This window comes from Tardiphaga sp. 172_B4_N1_3 (assembly GCF_052076035.1).
Classification (GTDB): Bacteria; Pseudomonadota; Alphaproteobacteria; order Rhizobiales; family Xanthobacteraceae; genus Tardiphaga; species Tardiphaga robiniae.
In genome coordinates, this window is sequence record NZ_CP197238.1 from 3,373,697 (window position 1) to 3,391,907 (window position 18,211).

General features: G+C 62.3%; 20 protein-coding genes. 6 read left to right on the forward strand and 14 right to left on the reverse strand.

Annotation, left to right across the window (positions count from 1 at the left end; genetic code table 11):
- Positions 1-227: 227 nt before the first annotated feature.
- Positions 228-1,250: a TRAP transporter substrate-binding protein gene (locus tag AB7783_RS15940; RefSeq protein WP_089265456.1), complete on the reverse strand. Its 1,023-nt coding sequence runs from the start codon at positions 1,248-1,250 to the stop codon at positions 228-230.
- 206 nt (positions 1,251-1,456) lie between these two features.
- On the opposite strand from AB7783_RS15940, the gene pobA reads away from it, so the two are divergent.
- Positions 1,457-2,629 carry a 4-hydroxybenzoate 3-monooxygenase gene (pobA, locus tag AB7783_RS15945; RefSeq protein WP_441278181.1) on the forward strand — a complete coding sequence of 391 codons (1,173 nt, stop codon included), beginning with the start codon at positions 1,457-1,459 and terminating at the stop codon, positions 2,627-2,629.
- A 115-nt stretch (positions 2,630-2,744) separates the two neighbouring features.
- A complete protein-coding gene (locus AB7783_RS15950; RefSeq protein ID WP_441278182.1) occupies positions 2,745-3,164 on the forward strand; it encodes a PaaI family thioesterase in 420 nt (139 codons plus the stop codon).
- 6 nt (positions 3,165-3,170) lie between these two features.
- Here the strand turns inward: AB7783_RS15950 and AB7783_RS15955 are convergent, their stop codons facing one another.
- Entirely contained in the window at positions 3,171-4,070 is a 900-nt protein-coding gene (locus tag AB7783_RS15955) for a LysR family transcriptional regulator (RefSeq protein WP_441278183.1), read from the reverse strand.
- A 124-nt stretch (positions 4,071-4,194) separates the two neighbouring features.
- Here AB7783_RS15955 and AB7783_RS15960 point away from each other — a divergent pair, with 124 nt between their 5' ends.
- Positions 4,195-4,821 (forward strand): pyridoxamine 5'-phosphate oxidase family protein, encoded by a 627-nt coding sequence (locus AB7783_RS15960; RefSeq protein WP_439072723.1) that lies wholly within the window; start codon positions 4,195-4,197, stop codon positions 4,819-4,821.
- Between the two features lie 13 nt (positions 4,822-4,834).
- Here AB7783_RS15960 and AB7783_RS15965 read toward each other — a convergent pair whose 3' ends face one another.
- Together AB7783_RS15965 and AB7783_RS15970 are read right to left on the reverse strand one after the other, a co-directional pair.
- On the reverse strand, positions 4,835-5,560 hold the full coding sequence (locus tag AB7783_RS15965) for a glutathione S-transferase family protein (RefSeq protein ID WP_441278184.1): 726 nt from the start codon (positions 5,558-5,560) through the stop codon (positions 4,835-4,837).
- A 58-nt stretch (positions 5,561-5,618) separates the two neighbouring features.
- The gene (locus AB7783_RS15970; protein WP_093756851.1) at positions 5,619-5,822 is read right to left on the reverse strand and encodes a hypothetical protein; all 204 of its coding nucleotides are present in this window, start codon (positions 5,820-5,822) and stop codon (positions 5,619-5,621) included.
- Positions 5,823-5,926: 104 nt separating this feature from the next.
- Here AB7783_RS15970 and AB7783_RS15975 point away from each other — a divergent pair, with 104 nt between their 5' ends.
- Both AB7783_RS15975 and AB7783_RS15980 read left to right on the forward strand, forming a co-directional pair.
- Positions 5,927-6,625, forward strand: a complete 699-nt coding sequence (locus AB7783_RS15975; RefSeq protein ID WP_441278185.1) for a helix-turn-helix transcriptional regulator — start codon at positions 5,927-5,929, stop codon at positions 6,623-6,625.
- A 60-nt stretch (positions 6,626-6,685) separates the two neighbouring features.
- Positions 6,686-7,015 (forward strand): YkgJ family cysteine cluster protein, encoded by a 330-nt coding sequence (locus AB7783_RS15980; RefSeq protein WP_441278186.1) that lies wholly within the window; start codon positions 6,686-6,688, stop codon positions 7,013-7,015.
- Between the two features lie 11 nt (positions 7,016-7,026).
- On the opposite strand, the gene AB7783_RS15985 is transcribed toward AB7783_RS15980, so the two are convergent.
- From AB7783_RS15985 to AB7783_RS16000, 4 genes are all read right to left on the reverse strand, one after another.
- Entirely contained in the window at positions 7,027-7,443 is a 417-nt protein-coding gene (locus AB7783_RS15985; RefSeq protein WP_089265465.1) for a hypothetical protein, read from the reverse strand.
- Between the two features lie 156 nt (positions 7,444-7,599).
- Positions 7,600-8,004 carry a DUF3307 domain-containing protein gene (locus tag AB7783_RS15990; RefSeq protein WP_068735395.1) on the reverse strand — a complete coding sequence of 135 codons (405 nt, stop codon included), beginning with the start codon at positions 8,002-8,004 and terminating at the stop codon, positions 7,600-7,602.
- A gap of 170 nt (positions 8,005-8,174) precedes the next feature.
- Positions 8,175-9,020 (reverse strand): DUF6537 domain-containing protein, encoded by an 846-nt coding sequence (locus AB7783_RS15995; RefSeq protein ID WP_441278187.1) that lies wholly within the window; start codon positions 9,018-9,020, stop codon positions 8,175-8,177.
- A gap of 15 nt (positions 9,021-9,035) precedes the next feature.
- Positions 9,036-9,695, reverse strand: a complete 660-nt coding sequence (locus AB7783_RS16000) for a Crp/Fnr family transcriptional regulator (protein WP_089265467.1) — start codon at positions 9,693-9,695, stop codon at positions 9,036-9,038.
- A 200-nt stretch (positions 9,696-9,895) separates the two neighbouring features.
- Between AB7783_RS16000 and AB7783_RS16005 the strand changes: the two genes are divergently transcribed.
- Positions 9,896-10,702, forward strand: coding sequence for an enoyl-CoA hydratase/isomerase family protein (locus AB7783_RS16005; RefSeq protein WP_441278188.1), 807 nt, complete (start codon positions 9,896-9,898; stop codon positions 10,700-10,702).
- A 195-nt stretch (positions 10,703-10,897) separates the two neighbouring features.
- Here AB7783_RS16005 and AB7783_RS16010 read toward each other — a convergent pair whose 3' ends face one another.
- The 6 genes from AB7783_RS16010 to AB7783_RS16035 form a co-directional block, all read right to left on the reverse strand.
- The gene (locus tag AB7783_RS16010) at positions 10,898-11,575 is read right to left on the reverse strand and encodes a nitroreductase (protein WP_120291820.1); all 678 of its coding nucleotides are present in this window, start codon (positions 11,573-11,575) and stop codon (positions 10,898-10,900) included.
- Between the two features lie 144 nt (positions 11,576-11,719).
- Positions 11,720-12,961, reverse strand: coding sequence for an acyl-CoA dehydrogenase (locus AB7783_RS16015; protein WP_089265469.1), 1,242 nt, complete (start codon positions 12,959-12,961; stop codon positions 11,720-11,722).
- A 63-nt stretch (positions 12,962-13,024) separates the two neighbouring features.
- Positions 13,025-14,269 carry an acyl-CoA dehydrogenase gene (locus AB7783_RS16020; RefSeq protein ID WP_441278189.1) on the reverse strand — a complete coding sequence of 415 codons (1,245 nt, stop codon included), beginning with the start codon at positions 14,267-14,269 and terminating at the stop codon, positions 13,025-13,027.
- A 12-nt stretch (positions 14,270-14,281) separates the two neighbouring features.
- Positions 14,282-15,409, reverse strand: coding sequence for an acyl-CoA dehydrogenase family protein (locus tag AB7783_RS16025; RefSeq protein WP_441278190.1), 1,128 nt, complete (start codon positions 15,407-15,409; stop codon positions 14,282-14,284).
- Positions 15,410-15,440: 31 nt separating this feature from the next.
- Positions 15,441-17,315, reverse strand: a complete 1,875-nt coding sequence (locus AB7783_RS16030; protein WP_441278191.1) for an AMP-binding protein — start codon at positions 17,313-17,315, stop codon at positions 15,441-15,443.
- A 78-nt stretch (positions 17,316-17,393) separates the two neighbouring features.
- Positions 17,394-18,200 (reverse strand): enoyl-CoA hydratase/isomerase family protein, encoded by an 807-nt coding sequence (locus AB7783_RS16035; protein ID WP_441278192.1) that lies wholly within the window; start codon positions 18,198-18,200, stop codon positions 17,394-17,396.
- Positions 18,201-18,211 lie beyond the last annotated feature (11 nt).

An 18,211-nucleotide genomic window follows, 5' to 3' on the forward strand; every position in this document is an offset into this window, starting at 1 on the left:
CGCTGGATTGGGAGATTTCGGACGTGGCGGTCATCGTCGATGTCACAATGCTCAAGAGGAGAAGCCAGCCTCCGCCCTCTCGATCGTCATGCCCGGGCAGCGCGAAGCGAACTTCACTAGATGACCCGGGCATTCATCTTCTGGGTGGCGAAGGAAAGTGGATGGCCGGGTCAAGCCCGGCCATGACGTGGTGAGAGGTCCGTGCGATCAACGGACTCGGCGGAAAGCTACAGCCCCGCGTCGTGCTTCTTCAGCATCGCCTTGAGGTCGGCGTCGATGGCATCGGCGTCACCACCGGCCTTCTTCACGGCCGCAGCCCAGGCGGCGTTGAGCGGTTGAACGCCCTTCTTCCACTCGGCGAGCTGCTCGGGCGTCAGCTTGTAGACTTCGTGATCCGGAAGCGCCTTCATCTTGGTGCGGCCATTGGCTTCGAAGTCGACCCAGGGATCGGTGACCTTGGAGGCCCATTCCGGTGTGCAGTGATCATCGATGATCTTCTTCTGCGCTGCGGACATGGAATTATACTTGGCGAGGTTGATGTTGTAGGTGAACACCGTCGAATAGAGCGGCACGTCGATGTGATACTTCACCACCTTGTCGATGCCGAACAGGAAGATCGAGCCCCACGGGAACGCGATCTCGTCGGCAACTCCGCGTTCGATCGCATCGCGCGATTCCGGCGCCGAGGCCTGCACATTGGTGCCGCCGAACAGCTTGACCATTTCGCCGATGGTGCTCTGCGCCGGGCGGACCTTCACGCCGTTGAGGTCTGACGGCACGACGATCTTCTTCTTGCCGTGGATCGATCCGGGATCGTGGATAAAAGCGAAGCACAGCTTCGTGTCCTTCATCTCGGTCTTGGCATATTTCTGATACCACTCGTTGAGCGCGAGGGTGCCCTTCTTGCCGTCCGAGAACACGAAAGGCAGCTGGCCTGCGGCCACGATGGGGAAACGGCCGGGCTGATAGCCGGGATTCACATAAGTGATATCGGCGATACCATCGCGCGCCATGTCGTAATGGTCGAACGCCTTGCCGAGCTGTTCGGAGGGGAACACCGACATCTTGATGCTGCCGCCCGAGGCCTTCTCGATATCGGCCGCCCAGGCCTGTGTGGCCGGCACCAGCGGATGCGCCGGCGGCACCCACAGCGATACTTTCATATTGACGGTTTTGTCTTGCGCCTGCGCCGGGCTCATTGCCGTCGTCAGACAGCCAGCCGCCAGCAATGCAAAGATTGCCCTTTTCATCGACGTCTCTCCCTCTACGTCCGTTTGGACGTGTTCTCTCGAACCTGTTCACCGGACCTTGAATGGCCCTTTGCGAATATTGTTATATGTTATAATCATCGTTGCAAGCGGTGTGATCGCACGCGTTGCGGAGCCAGTGTCGCGACCCCGCTTGACTTGTCAACTCAGTCGGACGACAGAGCCTATATCAACCGCGGGAGCAAGCGTTGCGAACAAAAGTTGCCATCATTGGAGCTGGTCCGGCTGGAATGTTGCTAGGGCAACTATTGCATGCCTATGGGATCGATAACGTTATTCTGGAGCGCAAGGATCGGGACTATGTCCTCGCCCGCATCCGCGCCGGCGTGCTCGAACAGGGCACCGTTGGCCTCTTGGAAAAGCTGGGGATTACCGAGCGCCTGCATCACGAAGGCCTGATCCATGACGGGATCGAACTTCTGTTCGGCGGAATTCGCCACCGCCTCGACCTGAAGAAGGCATCCGGCGGTAAGGGCGTTACCGTCTACGGCCAGACGGAAGTCACCCGCGACCTGATGGATGCCCGCGACAAGGCAGGGCTGACCACGGTCTATGACGCCGACAATGTCTCGCTGCATGATTTCGACGGCACAAGCCCCCGCGTCCGCTACGTCAAGGACGGCGTAAGCCACGAGATCGCCTGCGATTTCATTGCCGGCTGTGATGGGTTCCACGGCGTCTCGCGCCAGAGCGTTCCGGCGTCCGCCATGCAGACTTTCGAGCGCGTCTATCCGTTCGGCTGGCTCGGCCTGCTCTCGGATACGCCGCCAGTGTCGCATGAGCTGATCTATACCAATCACCAACGCGGCTTCGCGCTGTGCTCGATGCGCTCGATGACGCGCAGCCGATATTACGTCCAGTGCTCCCTCGACGAGAAAGTCGAGAACTGGACCGACGACATGTTCTGGGACGAGTTGCGCCGTCGCCTCGACACGGAGGCCGCCGAAAGCCTCATCACCGGCCCATCGCTGGAAAAAAGCATCGCGCCGCTGCGTAGTTTTGTCGCGGAACCGATGCGCTTCGGCAGGCTGTTCCTCGCTGGCGACGCCGCCCACATCGTGCCGCCGACCGGCGCAAAGGGTCTCAACCTCGCGGCCTCTGACGTCCATTACCTGTCGATGGCGCTGCGCGAATTCTACGATGAGAAATCCTCGAGCGGTCTCGACTTCTATTCGGCCATCGCGCTGAAGCGCGTGTGGAAAGCGGTGCGTTTCTCGTGGTGGATGACCTCGATGATGCATCGCTTCCCCGACAATGACGGTTTCGGCACCAAGCTGCAGCAGGCCGAGCTGGATTATGTCGTACATTCGGATGTCGCGACGTCGTCGCTGGCGGAAAATTATGTGGGACTGCCGTATTAGGATCGTAGGCGCCGCGTTGTTTTAAACGGCCGGAAAAGGTTGTTTGAAACTTTGTTGGCCTGTCCTTTGCGTGTGCTTTCGTTTCTATGGCGCACACAATCCAGATGGATGCGCCATGACCGACACCGCTATCCCCCACGGCTTCGCGCCACACTATCGCAAGAGCCCCCTCGCCGCACCGTGGGAGCCGATCTATTCAAAGGTGACGGAGACCAATGTCATCCTCGGCCTCCGCATTGCTGAAGCGCATACCAATTCGCGCGGCATGGCGCATGGCGGGCTGATCACGGCGCTGGCCGACAATGCGATGGGCCTGAGTTGCGGCCATGTACTCGGCGGCGGCACACGGTTGGTGACTGTTAATCTGTCCGCCGATTTTCTCGGTTCCGCGCAGATCGGGCAATGGCTGCAGATCGACACCGAGGTCATCAAGACCGGCAAACGTCTCTGCTTTGCGCAGGCACTAATCACGGCAGACGGCGAGCCGTGCGCCCGGGCCAACGGCACGTTCAGCGTCGCGCCACCAAAAACGTAGCGATGGCTATCGCTTGCTGAAATCCCACTGGCAGGTTTCGGCGGCGAGGTCGATGAAGACGCGCACTTTAGCCGATAGCAACCGCGACGTCGGATAGACGATGTGGATCGGCACCACCGGCGGCTCGAACTTCGTCAGCACGCGCTTCAGCCGTCCCGCCGCCAGCCCCTCCGCAGCCTGATAGGCCAGCACGCGAGTCAGGCCGCCACCGTGCTCGGCGTGCCAGATGGCGGCATCGGCGACGTCGGTGATGAAGCGCGGCGTATGCGTGATGCGAACATCCCGGCCATCACGCACGAAGCGCCATTCCGGCGCGGACGCGATCGAACCGAACTGGATCGTGTCGTGCTTTGCGATATCCTCCGGTGCCGTCGGCTGGCCGCGCTGCGCCAGATAATCCGGCGACGCCACCACGATGCGCGACATGGTGCCGAGGTTGCGCGCCACGAGGCTGGAATCGGCGAGATCGCCGATCCGCACCGCGACATCGATGCCGTCCTCGACCAGGCCTACCATGCGATCGGTCAGCCGCAATTCACCCGAGACATCGGGATAGCGCTGCAGATAGGCCGAGATCAGCGGCGTCACATGCAGCCGCCCGAAGCCGACTGGCGCCGAGACGACCAGACGCCCGGTCGGCCTGGCGCGTTCGGCCTGCGCGGAGCCCTCGGCTTCCTCGATATCCGCGAGAATCTGGCGCGCTCGTTGCAGATAGCGCACGCCGACATCGGTCAGCATCACCGAGCGCGTGGTCCGCTGCAGCAGGCGGGCGCCAAGGCGCTCCTCCAGCGCCGCCACCATGCGGGTGACCGCCGACGCGGAGAGTCCGAGCTTGCGGGCCGCGGGCGCGAACCCCTGCAGGTCCGCCACGGCGACGAAGACGGTCATGGCTTCGATGCGATCCATCGAACCATTTCATATCCCGCAATAATGAAGTGTCAATTCCGATGATTGTTCTTATGCGAGGAAAGAGCCACTTTGGGGCTAGCGGAGACGTATCCCGTTCCGAGCTCCAATCAGGGAGTAAGTCATGTCAGACATCCACACCTATTCCAGCGACATTGCGTTCACGCCGACCGTCAAGGCGATCCAGACCCGCAAGGGGTCGCGTTCCGGCTATGCGCATGTCGAGGAAAACGGCGGCTGGCGCACCGAGATCGACGACAATCTCGCAGCGTTTCTCGCCGAGGCGAACAGCTTCTTTCTGGCTACCGCCAGCGCTGACGGCCAGCCTTATATGCAACATCGCGGCGGACCGAAGGGCTTCGTGAAGATCCTCGACAAGCAGACGCTGGCCTTTGCGGACTATAGCGGCAATCGGCAATACATCACCCAGGGCAATCTCGCCGAGAATCCAAAGGCCAACATCTTCATCATGGATTACGCGCATCGCCGCCGGGTCAAGCTCTGGGGCACCGCGCGGGTGGTCGAGGACGACCCGGCCTTGATGCGATCGCTGATGCCACAAGGTTATCGTGCGAAGCCCGAGCAGGTCATCCTGTTCACGATCGCTGCATGGGATACCAATTGTCCGCAGCATATCCCGCAGAAATTCGATGCCGCCGATGTCGCCGCAGTCTTGGCAGCGCGCGATGCGCGGATTGCGGAGCTGGAAGCCGAGCTAGCGACGCTGAAGGACTCAGCGTCGCCGCATTGAGGGCAGTAGAGCGTCACGCCGCGACGCTGCACTGCCAGACGTGTTCGGGATAATACTCTGCCATCATCCGATCCACGTAGGTGACGAGGTTGCCGTAGCGGTGCAACTGACGCTGCAGGGGTGACGGAAACAACGGCGACATGATCCCGGCCAGAACGCCGAATGCGGTCGCATCGACACCCGCCGGGTGGTTGCTCATCAAGTGAGACTTCCCGGCCAGCAGCACCGACAGCGCCATCAGCGAACGATCCGCGAGTTGCAGCGCCTCATCGGCAGGATGCCGGCCGAGGCCATTCGCCAGATGGTTCTGAATGACGGATTTGCGCGCGGATGCACGAATCTCGTCGCGCTGCGCTTCGGGAATGCCGTCGAAGAAATGCGACGGTCCCTTGGCGAAATTATCGGCATCGACCCAGCGCACGCCGACCAGCGACCAGTAGAGGTGATGCTCGATCATCCGCTCGATCGCCCAGGCCTGAGCGCGCTGGGCGAGATCGAGACCCCTATCGAAATCGACGTCATATTTGCGTTCGATATAGGCGCGGATAAAGGTGGAGTCGGCAATGCACTCAGCGCCGTCATCGATATAGGGCATCTGCCCTTTCGGCGAATCCTGCGGCCGTGCCGGTTGCTTCCCATAGGGCAAGCCGGCCATCTTGAGCTGGACTTCCGTCTTGGTAACGAAAGGGCTGATTTCCGGCAGGCCAAAGCCTGCACCTGCGCCGTGAAGGACGATCATGTGGTTTCTCCAAGTGATAAGGACAAGAGATTAGGCAGTTGCTGCTGCCACCGTGGTGTCAGCAGCCGTCACGCCGGATGACGCCGGCGACCCAAGCGCGCGCCTGGACCGCCGCGGTGGAGACCATGCGCCAGCCGAGCCCGATCAGGGCCCAGCGGAGGTCTCCCGACAGGGCGAGAATGGCGCGTTCCAGCAGCCATGCCCGGATGCGCCAGAGCCGGTCATCATGCGAAAAGACGGCGAGGCTATCGAAAGCGGTCATTGCAGAATCCTTCGTTCGTTTGAACCTGGACCCTGTATGACTGCCCCCTGCTGCCAACATGCTGTCAGCATCGACAGCGGACCAACACGGACAGAGAGACGACGATGAGACGCGCAGACCGCCTGTTTCAGATCATTCAGGTACTCCGGCGCACGCGGAAGCCGCTGACGGCGGACGCCATTGCCGCCGAACTGGAAACGTCCAAGCGCACGATCTATCGCGACATCGCGACACTGATGGCGCAACGCGTCCCGATCCGCGGCGAAGCCGGCATGGGCTATATCCTCGAACGCGGCTTCGACATGCCGCCGCTGATGCTGACACCCGACGAGATCGAAGCCGCCGTGCTCGGCGCGCAATGGGTGATGGGGCACGCCGATCCGGCATTGGCCAAGGCCGCACAGGATCTCATTGCGAAGGTCGCGGACACCGTGCCCGAGCGCTTGCGCCCCTTCGTGCTGGAACCCGCGAGCCGCGCGCGGCCGCATTTCCGCGGCACCGCCGACAGCATGGATATGGTGCAGATGCGCGCGCATATTCATGCGGGTAAGAAGGTCCGGCTGCTTTACCGGGACGAAGCCGGTCGCGACAGCGAGCGCATCGTCTGGCCGATCGCGGTGGGCTATCTGGAAGCCGTGCGGCTGCTGGCGGCGTGGTGCGAGCTTCGCAAGGATTTCCGCAGTTTTCGAACCGACCGCGCGATCGAGGCGCATTTTCTCGATGAGAAGTATCCGGAGCGACGCGAAACGCTGCGCAGCAAATGGCGCAAGACGCTGAGCTGGGAGCGGCCACAGGATACCTGAAACAGCCGAGCCTGCATCTGCACGGCTGGCGAAACCGGTCCGATCGGGATAAACCGCGGCATGACAAGCGATGCCACCACGATCAGCGAAGCCAGCCCGTGCCAGGCCTGTGGTGCGTGCTGTTCGTATTCCAGCAACTGGCCGCGTTTCACCATCGAGGACGATGCCGATCTCGATCTGATCCCGGCCAAATATGTCAACGATCGGGAATCGGGAATGCGCTGCGACGGAGACCGCTGCAGCGCGCTGACCGGAAAGGTTGGAGAGGCAACAGCCTGCGGGATTTATGCTGTGAGGCCGGACGTGTGCCGGACCTGCATGCCCGGCGATCCCGAATGCGCCATGGCGCGACGCCGGCACGGGCTGCCAATTCTGGCAGCCGCAGAGTAGTTGATGTCAGCTCACGCCGTGACGGTGTAAGCGAGTTCCTTGTCATCCAGCTCGTCGTCGAGATCATCATCCATCGGCGCCAGCGTCGAGAGCGGCTTGGTCGACAGCGTGATGGCCTTGCGGTTGTGATAGGCCGACACCGAAGGACGCGCCACGGCCGTGTCGTGTGACAGCGCGTAGAGCGTGGAACCAACGCGGCCACCGAATTCGATCAGCTCACGCTCGCTGCAGCTCGATGCGATCGAGATCGCCAGAGCGTGCAGATGGCTGCGGCGATAGCAGAACAGAGCCAGCATCGCGCGGACATCGGATGAAACGCTGGCCACGAGATGGGGCAGGCCATTTTCATTTGCACGATACATTGCACCGAGCAGATCTTCCTCGACGGGGCAAAAATCGTTCTCAAAAGCTTGACGGCTGGACCGCATGGGGTTTCTCCTCGTTAATGAGGATGCGGTTGAATTTCCTAACGCAGGGTTAACCAACAGCCTTAATGGCCGCGTGCGACTCTTGAGTAACAGTTTGAAATGTGGCAGCCGTGCCCTGCTACCGCCACATTGGAACTCGATGCGTTCAAACGCGCATCAGCTGTTGGCGACGATGAAGATGGCCAGGAAGAAGTCGGTCAGGTGATGAAGCGCCTGATCGATGCCGATCAGCCACCAGAACCAGCGATGGCCCTGCGTCACACCGAAATGCGATACGCAGATGCCCTTGAGCCGATCGATGGTGATGTGGATCGCGAAGTCGACCAGTCCCAGGAACCAGAGCTTGGGTTGTACAACGGCAATGAACAGCGTCGTCAGCACGCCATGGATCGCGCAATGCGCCAGCAGCGGCAGCGCCCATCCGGTCCGTTGATCCTTGCCTATCGCCATCCAGGCGTTTTGCAGCAGGAAATCAGCGATCACGTGCTTGACGGTGAGGACGAGCATCCACCCGACGAGCCCGCCCAGAGCAATCGACGACGACATTGCAGGAAACAACAAGCTGACGTCCCTCTCACCGGTCACGACAGGCTGGCCCGCTTAGCCGGCCCGATCACTCGCCCTATTTATGACACTCCGAAACCGGGAATGCACGCCGCGGAACCGAAAACCCACCGCTTCCTGCAGAGCCAGCCTGGACGGGAAAACACTGCGCACGCTCCACTTTCTCGCTAGTTCAGAACGGCATGCGCCCGGAGCTCGCCGATCGCCTTGCGTAATTGGTCACCTTTCGGATCGCGCGGCACCGCACGAGCACGCGTGATCGCGTCCGCCAGGTCGGCAATCACCAGCGTCCCATCGAAAGCCGGCTTGGCTAGTCCGTCGATGATCTGATGCCAGGCGGCCATGCCCTGCCGATAGCCCGTGCCGTAACCTTCGATCATGGTTGCCGTCTGCACGATGGCCATTGCCGCGTCCGGCTGCTTGGTCAGTGCCCGATCAATCATGTGCAGCCAGCGTTCGACCCAGACGCGCTCGGTTTCATAACGCGTCGACAACAGGCGCCAACGTCGCAGCCAGGATTCGAACTCAAGGCGCTTGATGCCCCAGATGCTCGCCTTGCTGAAACGGATCGGCACCGTGCGATGCGCACAATAGATGCGCTCGAGCGCCCACATCAGGGGATCGCCGACGATCTCCGGCAATGCCGACACCAACTCGTCGAGGCGAAAACGCCGCCTGTCGACGACGGGCGGCCGGCCGGGCATCACGGGTTCCTGCAGCTTGAGCTGCGCGATGCGGATCGGATCGTGATAGCTCATGCGCATCGTGAGCAGCCGCGCAATCTCGCTAAACAGTTCGTCGCTGACGTTGCGCCGTCCGACAAAGCGACGCAGCCGGTCGCTGTAGAGCTGCGCGTAAACTGCGCTCTGATAGTTGATCAACAGGGCCACGCCATCTTCCGCCACAGGACGCACCGCAGCCGGCAGCCCCACCGGCAAAACCGGCGCTGCAGGTTCGCTCCTGTTCGCCAGCTCGGCGAGCGTGGAGCGGATGACGTTGATGAAACCTGCCACGGGACGTCCTGATGCTTATGCGTGCTGCGGCGCCATGGGCAATGCGGGCGCGTCCTGCTTCATCAGACGCGCTTCCAGCTTGTCGATATTCTCGAACAATCGCGCGCTGGCGAGACGCAGGAAGAAGAAACCGAATTCCGGATTCTGCACGTAGAGCTCTTCGACCTGGCTGTAGCTGACGCTGAGCACCATGCCGGGCTCGATACATTCCAGCGTCTGGGTGCGTTCGTTCAAGGGCGACAGCATGCCGAGTTCACCGACAATGGCGCCGACCGGCAATTCGATCCCGGATTCGACGAGACGATAACGGCCACTGACGATGTAGAACATGTCTTCGGCCTTCTCGTCCTTGTAAAACAACACCTCACCGGCCTTACAGGGACGCTTGGTCATGAACGGCTTCAGCCATTCCATCGACAGGTCCGAGTTCACCGACTTTTTCACATCCTGGACCAATTGCAGCATCTGGCGCAGGCGGTAGATGTTGAGCGGCAGCAGTACCGCATGCAATGCCATGGTCGGATAGTTGTGGGTCGGGATCGAGATCGCGATTAGCAGGACATTGGCCATGATGCCAAACACCCGCAGCGGAATCATCGTCCGCATCGTGGCGGTCGCGACCACGAAGATCGTGGCGGCGGCGCTGCCAAAGTGATGGAGATAGGACATATCCATGGGAGCAAACCGGGTTTCCAGGAACGGCCGCACCGTCCTCCGCGACTATGAAGCGCGAATGACCGGGCCTTTGCAGCCGCAATATAGCCCATCTGGTTAAAATAGCCCGTGTTGCGACCCGCAAAAATCACGGAGTCGTGCGCAGATTGACGCGATCCGCCGGTGCGGGCACCGTCGCTCGCATCCCAAAGGAGAACAACATGTCGGAAACGACGGAAACCGCATCTGACCAGTCCTCGCCCCCCATTCTGACCATCGACGGCCCCCGCGCCACCATCCGCCTGAACCGCCCCCAGAAGCTGAACCGGCTGTCCCAGCTCGACCTGGACACCCTGATGCAGCTGTTCGATCGCGTAGAGGCGAATCGCGCCGTCCGGGTGCTAGTGCTCACCGGCACCGGCCGCGCTTTCAGCGCCGGCTTCGATCTCAATGCGATCTCCGAACGGGCTGCCAGCGCGCCCAAGCCCGTGGCCGAAGGTTCGTCCGGATCGGCCTTTGAGTCCGTGGCAAACCGGCTGGAGGACCTGGCGCTCCCGACGATCTGCCGGCTCAATGGCGGCGTCTATGGCGGCTCCACCGACCTGGCACTGGCCTGCGACTTCCGCATCGGCGTCAACACCTGCGAGATGTTCATGCCGGCCGCCCGGCTCGGGCTGCATTATTACAAGGGCGGCATCAAACGCTATGTGAGCCGGCTCGGGGTCGACAACGCCAAGCGATTGTTTCTCACCGCGCAGAAGCTGGAAGCCAGCGAACTGCTGCGGATCGGCTACCTCACCGCCATGGTGCCGACCGAGGCGCTGGACGAGGAAGTCGACAAGCTCGCCATGATTCTGGCCGGCAACGCCCCGATCGCCATGCGCGGCATGAAGCAGGCGATCAACGAATTCGCCCGCGGTGAACTGGACGAGGCTGCCGCCGATCAGCGCGCGCGGGACAGCATGCGGGGCGATGAGATCAAGGAAGGCACGAAGGCGTTCGCGGAGAAACGGGCGCCGAGGTTTTAAACGTTAAGCCCGTGGCACTTTTCTTCCCCTCTCCCCTTGCGGGAGAGGGTACCTGAGCGAAGCGACGGCGGGAGAGGGGTAGCCAAGCTCGGAGCTCGTGGCAGCCCCTCTCCCGTCTCGACCGCTTCGCGTTCGATCCACCCTCTCCCACGGCGCGCAGCTTCGCTACGCTGGGGGAGAGGGAAGTGAGCAGAGTCACTCCACAAACGTCGCCACATCGCCTAACTGCGCGCGGTTCGTTCGGTAGCTGTTGACCTTGTGCTCGCGGTCCGGATAGCCGAACGAAATGCCGCAAACGACGCGGCGGTCGTCGCTCATGCCGAAATGCTGGCGCACCACGGCCGAGTGAAACGCCAGCGCAGCCTGCGGCACGGTCGCGAGGCCGAGCGCCTGCGCAGCCAGCATGAAATTGTTTACATAGCCGCCGCAGTCCACTGCGCCATAGACCCCGAGCGCTTCATCCGACGTGATGATCGCCACATGCGGCGCGCCGAAGAAGTTGAAGTTCTGCAACGCCTGCTCGGCATAGGCCGTCTTGTCGCCGCGCGCGATACCCAGTGTGTTGTAAAGCTGGAAGCCGCTTTCGCGACGGCGGTCCAGATAGACCCCGCGATATTCGCGCGGAAACGGGAAGTCGCCCGAATTCGGCGTGCCCGCGGCCGCGACAGGATAGAGCACGTCGCGAAACTTCTTGGTGGCTTCACCCGACGTGATCGTGACCTGCCACGGCTGGCTGTTGCACCACGACGCGGTCTTCTGCGCGGCATTGAGAATGCGGTCGATGATGGCGCGCGGCACCTGCTCGGTCTTGTAGGCGCGACAGGAGTAGCGGCCGGCGAGAAGGGTTTCGAGAGTGGAGATGGCGTCAGTCATGGAAACATCCTGGCTCGGTCCCTCATGGTGAGGAGGCGCCAATTGGCGCCGTCTCGAACCATGAGCTGGCTTGGCTCTTGAGTTTGTTGCCATCCTTCGAGACGCGTGCCAAGTGGCACGCTCCTCAGGATGAGGGCAGAGATATCACCGTCCCTTGGTCGGGACCTTGTTGAACGGCACGTCCTTGTCGACGCGGATGTCGCCCGGCAGACCGAGCACGCGCTCGGCGATGATGTTGCGCAGGATCTCGTCGGTGCCGCCGGCAATGCGCATCGAGGGCGAACCGAGGATCGTCGCCTGGAATTCGCCAGCAGCTTCCGCATCGGCGCCGACCAGGGCTCCGGAGGCGCCCTGCAGGTCGGCCGCGAACATCGCGATGTCCTGCATCATCATGCCGGAGACCAGCTTGCCGATGGAGTTCTCCGGACCCGGACGCTCGCCCTTCGACAGCGCCGAGATCGAGCGGTAGCTGGTGTATTTCAGGCCGGAATTCTTCACCGCCCAGCTTGCGAGCTTGGAGCGCACATTGGGATCGTCGATGGCGAGGCCGTCTTCCAGCATCAGGTTGCTGCAGAACTCGAACAGCTCCGGGAAACCCGTGGCGACGCGGGAGCCGATCGACATACGCTCATTCATCAGCGTGGTCAGCGACACGTTCCAGCCGTCACCGACGGCGCCGAGCCGCTGGCTATCCGGGATCCTTACATTGGTGAAGAACACCTCGTTGAATTCCTGCATGCCATTGGCCTGCTTGATTGGCTTTACCTCGACGCCCTCACTCTTCATGTCGAGGAAGAACATGGTCAGACCCTTGTGCTTGGGCACATTCGGGTCAGTGCGGGTAATCAGGATGCCATAATCAGAGTAATGCGCGCCGGAGGTCCAGATCTTCTGGCCGTTGACGATCCAGTCGTCACCATCCTTCTCCGCGCGGGTACGAAGGCCAGCGACGTCGGAACCACCGGCGGGCTCGGAGAACAGCTGACACCAGACTTTCTCGCCGGAGGCCAGCGGCGGCAGATATTTGCGCTTCTGGTCTTCGGAGGCATAGGCCATCACGGTCGGGCCGCACATGCCCTGCCCGATGGCGAAGGGCCGCGCGAGCTTGTCATAGACGCCCTCTTCCTGCTGCCAGATTACGCGCTCGATCGGCGTCGACCCACGGCCGCCATATTCCTTCGGCCAATGCAGACAGGCCCAGCCGGCATCGGCCTTCTTCTTCTGCCAGGCCTTGGCGACATCGAGCATCGCGTCACGCTTCTCAGAGGCGCGCTTGGCCGACGGCTTGGTCAGCTCAGCTTCCAGCTCCTTCGGTGCGTTCGCATCGATCCACTTGCGCGCGACAGCGCGGAATTCGGCTTCCTGCGGCGTGTCATCGAAATTCATGGCAGTCGTCCTCTACGAAAAAGAAAAACTGCGACCAGGGCAGCGAGCCACCCTGTCCGCCAGTTATCGTCCCTTGGTCGGAATCTTGTTGAATGGCACGTCCTTGTCGACGCGGATGTCGCCCGGCAGGCCGAGCACACGTTCCGCGATGATGTTGCGCAGAATCTCGTCGGTGCCGCCCTCGACGCGCGTCGCAGGCGAGCGCAGCAGCATCGCCTGGAACTTGCCGGCGACCTCCGCATCCTCCGGCCCGTTCAGCACGCCGGTCGCCCCCTGCAGATCGAGCGCATAGGTCGCGACATCTTGCAGCATCGCGCCGGCGACGAGTTTGCCGATGGAGTTTTCCGGGCCCGGCCGTTCGCCGCGCGACAGCGCCGAAATGGCGCGGAAGCTGGTGTAACGGAGGCCGCTGGCGCGCACCGCCCAGTGGGCGAGCCTGGAGCGCACCGCGGGATCGTCGATGGCCGGACCGGCGTCGAGCATCAGGCTGTTGCAGAACTCAAACAGTTCCGGGAAGCCGGTGGCGACATTGGCGCCGATCGCCATGCGTTCGTTCATCAGCGTGGTCAGCGACACGTTCCAGCCGTCGCCCACAGCGCCGAGGCGCTGCGCATCGGGAATCCGGACGTCGGTGAAATACACCTCGTTGAACTCGGCCTGACCGTTGGCCTGCTTGATCGGCTTTACCTCCACGCCCGGGCTCTTCATGTCCAGGAAGAACATGGTGAGACCCTTGTGCTTCGGCACAGTCGGGTCGGTGCGGGTGATCAGGATGCCGTAATCCGAGTAGTGCGCGCCGGAGGTCCAGATCTTCTGACCGTTGATGACCCAGTCGTCACCGTCCTTTTCCGCGCGGGTGCGGAGACCCGCGACGTCGGATCCGCCGGCGGGTTCAGAGAACAACTGGCACCAGATCTTCTCGCCGGACGCCAGCGGCGGCAGATACTGCCGCTTATGCTCCTCGGCGGCGTAGGCCATCATGGTCGGGCCGCACATGCCGTGACCGATAATGAAGAGCGCGCCGAGCTTGCCGAACACGCCCTCTTCCTGCTGCCAGATCACCCGCTCGATGGGCGATGCGCCGCGGCCCCCATAGTCCTTCGGCCAGTGCGGTACGGCCCAGCCGGCATCGGCCTTCTTCTTCTGCCAGGCTTTTGCGACTTCAAGGATATTTGCGCTCTTGATCTGGATGCGACCGAGCGCGGCCTTTTTCAGCTCGTCTTCATATTGCTTCGGCGCATGGGCCGCGATCCAGGCTTTCGCCTCGGCGCGGAACGCGGCCTCCTGCGGGGTGTCATCAAAATTCATCGCGATTGGTCCTTACGCCGCGTTCTTCTGGCGCATGCGCTCGATCAACTGGTCTTCCCAATAGGACAGCGAGCCGAGCCCAACCGCCACCGCGTTGGAGCGGCGGTAGTAGAGGTGGCAGTCGAACTCCCAGGTGAAGCCCATGCCGCCATGAACCTGGATGTTGTTCTTCGAGCAGTGCTGGAATGCCTGCGTCGCGCTGATGCGTGCTGCAGCGGCGGCTTCCGGCAGTTCGGACGCGTTGGTCGAGAGCGCCCAGGCGCCGTAATAGCAATTCGAGCGCGCCAGCGTCGCGGAGACATACATGTCCGCGAGCATGTGCTTCACAGCCTGGAAAGAGCCGATCTGGCGGCCGAAGGCAATGCGGTCGAGCGCGTAGTCGCGGCCCATTTCCAGCGCGCGGTCGGAACCGCCGACCTGTTCGAAGCCGATCAACACCGCGGCGCGGTCGAGCACCTGCGAGAGGATGCTCCAGCCTTCATTCGCAGCGCCGAGCAGCTCAGCCTTGACATTCTTGAACGAGATCTCGGCCTGATTGCGCGAGGGATCGATGGATGTCAGTGCCTTGGCCTCGACGCCCTCGCTGGTGAGATCGACAAGATACAGCGCGATGTCGGTATCGCGGCCAGTCGAACCGGTGCGCGCGGCGACGATGGCGAAATCGGCGATGGCACCATCGGCCACCGGCTTCTTGGTGCCGTTCAGTACGCCGTTGGCCGCGGTGAGCTTGATCGCTTTTGGCAACGGATTACCAGAGCCTTCGAACAGGGCCAGCGTACCGATGGCATTGCCCTGCGCAATCGCCGGCAGCCACTTCTGCTTCTGCGCATCGGAGCCGGCCAGAAGCAGCGCTTCGGCGGCAAGATACACGGTGGACGAGAACGGCACCGGCGCCAGCGCGCGGCCCATTTCCTCGGCGATCACGCAGAGTTCGAGATGACCGGCACCCGAGCCGCCAAAGGCTTCCGGGATGGCGACGCCGAGGAAGCCCATGTCAGCCAAGCCCTTCCAGAGCTCGCGATCATAGGGCGCCTTGCCGTCGATCACGGCGCGCACAGCCTTCGGCGGGCACTTCTCGGTGAGAAAACGCCGGGCCTCATCGCGGAGCTGCTTCTGGTCGTCGGAGAAATCGAAGTTCATGGCGGTGTACTCTGTTCTGAGCGATGAAAGTCTAGTTGAGGATGATGACGTCTTCGCCGGGGTGCTCGGCGTAAAGCTGGGCGACCAGTGCCGCGCGGCGTTCGAGGCCGGCGCGCTGGTTGATGTAGCCCTTGTCGGTGAGTTCGTTGCCGTCGATCGACGCCGGCTCGACCATGAACATCGCGCGCGCAATGCGCCGGCTGCTGGCGCCTTCGCACGACGCATTATGTGCCTGCAGCCCCTTCTTCAAACAGGCAAGAACCGCAGGATGTTTCACCACATCGGCAAATGTCGCCTCGGGCTCTCCGATCAGGATGCGGCAGGCCGGCAGGTTGGGCCAGGCGAGCACGCCGATATAGGGGCGATCCTGCCCCGTGATCAGCGCGTCCTGCACCACTGGCGTCGCCGCCGCGATCACATCGGTGCGCAGTGAGCCGACATGCACGAAGGTGCCGGTCGTCAGCTTGAAGTCCTCCACCACGCGGCCGGAGAAGATCAGGCCCTGCACGGGGTCATTGTCGTCGACGAAAATGCCGGCGTCGCCGATCTTGTAGAAGCCTTCCTCGTCGAAGGCCGCTTTGGTGAGGTCCGGCTGGCGATAGTAGCCCGGCATCACGTTGACGCCGCGCAAGCGCAATTCATATTTCGAATCCACCGGCACCATCTTGAGTTCGACGCCGGGGAACGGCAGGCCGATCAGGCCGACGCGCTCGGTGTCCCAATAAGTGCCGGTCGAGGTCGGCGACGTCTCGGTGCAGCCCCAACCGGTATAGAACACGATGCGCTCGCCGGTGGCGCGCACGGCCAGCGCCTGCATCCGGTCGTAGAGATCGTCAGGGAGACGCGCGCCGCCATAGGCCATCAGATTCAGGTTCTTGAAGAACGAGCGCGCCAGCGCATCGTCTTTCTCCATCGCGCTGGCGATGGCCGCATAGCCGGCGGGAACGTTGGCGTAGTAGGTCGGCGAGATCTCGCGCAGATTGCGCAGCGTCTCGTCGATCATCCCGGGCATCGGCCGGCCATCATCGATATAGAGCGTGCCGCCTTCGATCAGCAGCGGGTGGAACAGCGCATTGCCGCCCATTGTGTGGTTCCACGGCATCCAGTCGAGATAGACCGGCGGCTGCGCGTTCGGATCGCGCGGGCGCGTCTGCATCATCATCGCGGCATTCGCCGTCATCATCCGCTGCGTGTTGATCACGGCTTTCGGCATGCCCGTCGAGCCGGATGTAAACAGCAGCTTGCCGACGGTGTCGGGCGTGATCTGCGCGATCGACGCATCAACCGCAGGCGTCACCTTGGTGGCAGCCATGTCCGCATAAGCGATGCTCGCAATGCCTTCCGGCGCGCGCGTCACATGCACGATCTTGATATCAGTCAGATCCAGCGCATCGAGCGCCTTCTGGAAGCTGGGGCCATCCTGCACCATCACCACGGCGGGTTTGATCAGATCGAACAGATATTTGAGCTTGGCGTGGTCCTGGCTCATCAGCGAATAGGCCGGCGACACCGGCGCGGCCGGATGGCGCGCCTGCATCGCAGCCTGGGTCATCAGCGCGTGTTCGATGGAATTGCCCGAGAGAATTGCGATAGGGCGATCTGCCTCCAGCTCCATGTCGAGCAGCGCCTGGGTCAGCGAATCCACCGTGCGCTTGGCCTCGGCGTAGCTGAGATTGCGCCACTGACGGTCCGCACCGGCGCGCTGCGCCAGCCAGGTGTGATCAGGACGTTCCTTGGCCCACTTCGCCAGAGACGCCGGCAGATGCGTCTCATAGGGCATCAACGGTATCAGCGACTTCATGACGATGACGCCATCCGTGCGGCGCTCGACATCGATGTCGCGCTCCATCCAGTGGATCTTGCGGAAGGCGGGCTTTGTCAGCACCGCGGCAGCCTGCGGGTTCATGTGGTTTCTCCCAAAACCGTTCTTGTCGAACCATGGTCTCGTTTGTCGGACCCTGTGTTCGTTGCGTGAGATCACGCTTCAACGTGTGACGTAAACCGGCTTTCGTTTCTCGATGAATGCGCGAATGCCTTCCTCGAAGTCCTCCGAGCGGCTGCACAGCACCTGATTGCGATCTTCCATGGCGATCACGGCCTCGATGGAGCCGGCATCCACGGACATGTTGATACATTCCTTCGACAGCCGCAGCCCAACCGGCGACGCCGTCATCATCGCATTGACATAAGGCGCAGCGGCGGCTTCGAGTTGACCGTCGTCGACAACTTCCGACACCAACCCAACAGCCAGCGCGCGATCGGCATGGATGAAGCGGCCGGTGAGGATCAGTTCAGAGGCGACGGAGACACCGACGAGACGCGGCAGGAAATAGCTTGAGCCGATGTCGCAGCCGCCGAGGCCGAGCTTGATGAAGGCGCAGTTCATGCGCGCCGACTTCGATGCGATGCGGATGTCGGCGGCCAGCGCCAACGCAAATCCGCCGCCGGCTGCGGCGCCTTGTACGAGCGCGACGATCGGCTGCGGGCAACGCCGCATCAGCATCACGATATCCGCGATACGGCGCTGAGAATCGAGCGACTCGGTGACGGTGCGCGGCGCATTCTGCCCGGAGCGCGCGGCCATTGCGTGTTTGAGATCGAGCCCGGCGCAGAAATTGGCGCCGGCGCCCTTGAGGATGACCACGCGTGTCTTGCGATTGCGCTGCAGGCTTTCGAAATAGTCGTTCAGTGCGTCGATCAGCACGGGATCGAGCGCGTTGAGACTGTCCGGACGATTAAGCGTCACCCGGTCCACGCCATCGTCGTGTTCGATCAGCAGTGGATTAGACACACGCGCTCTCC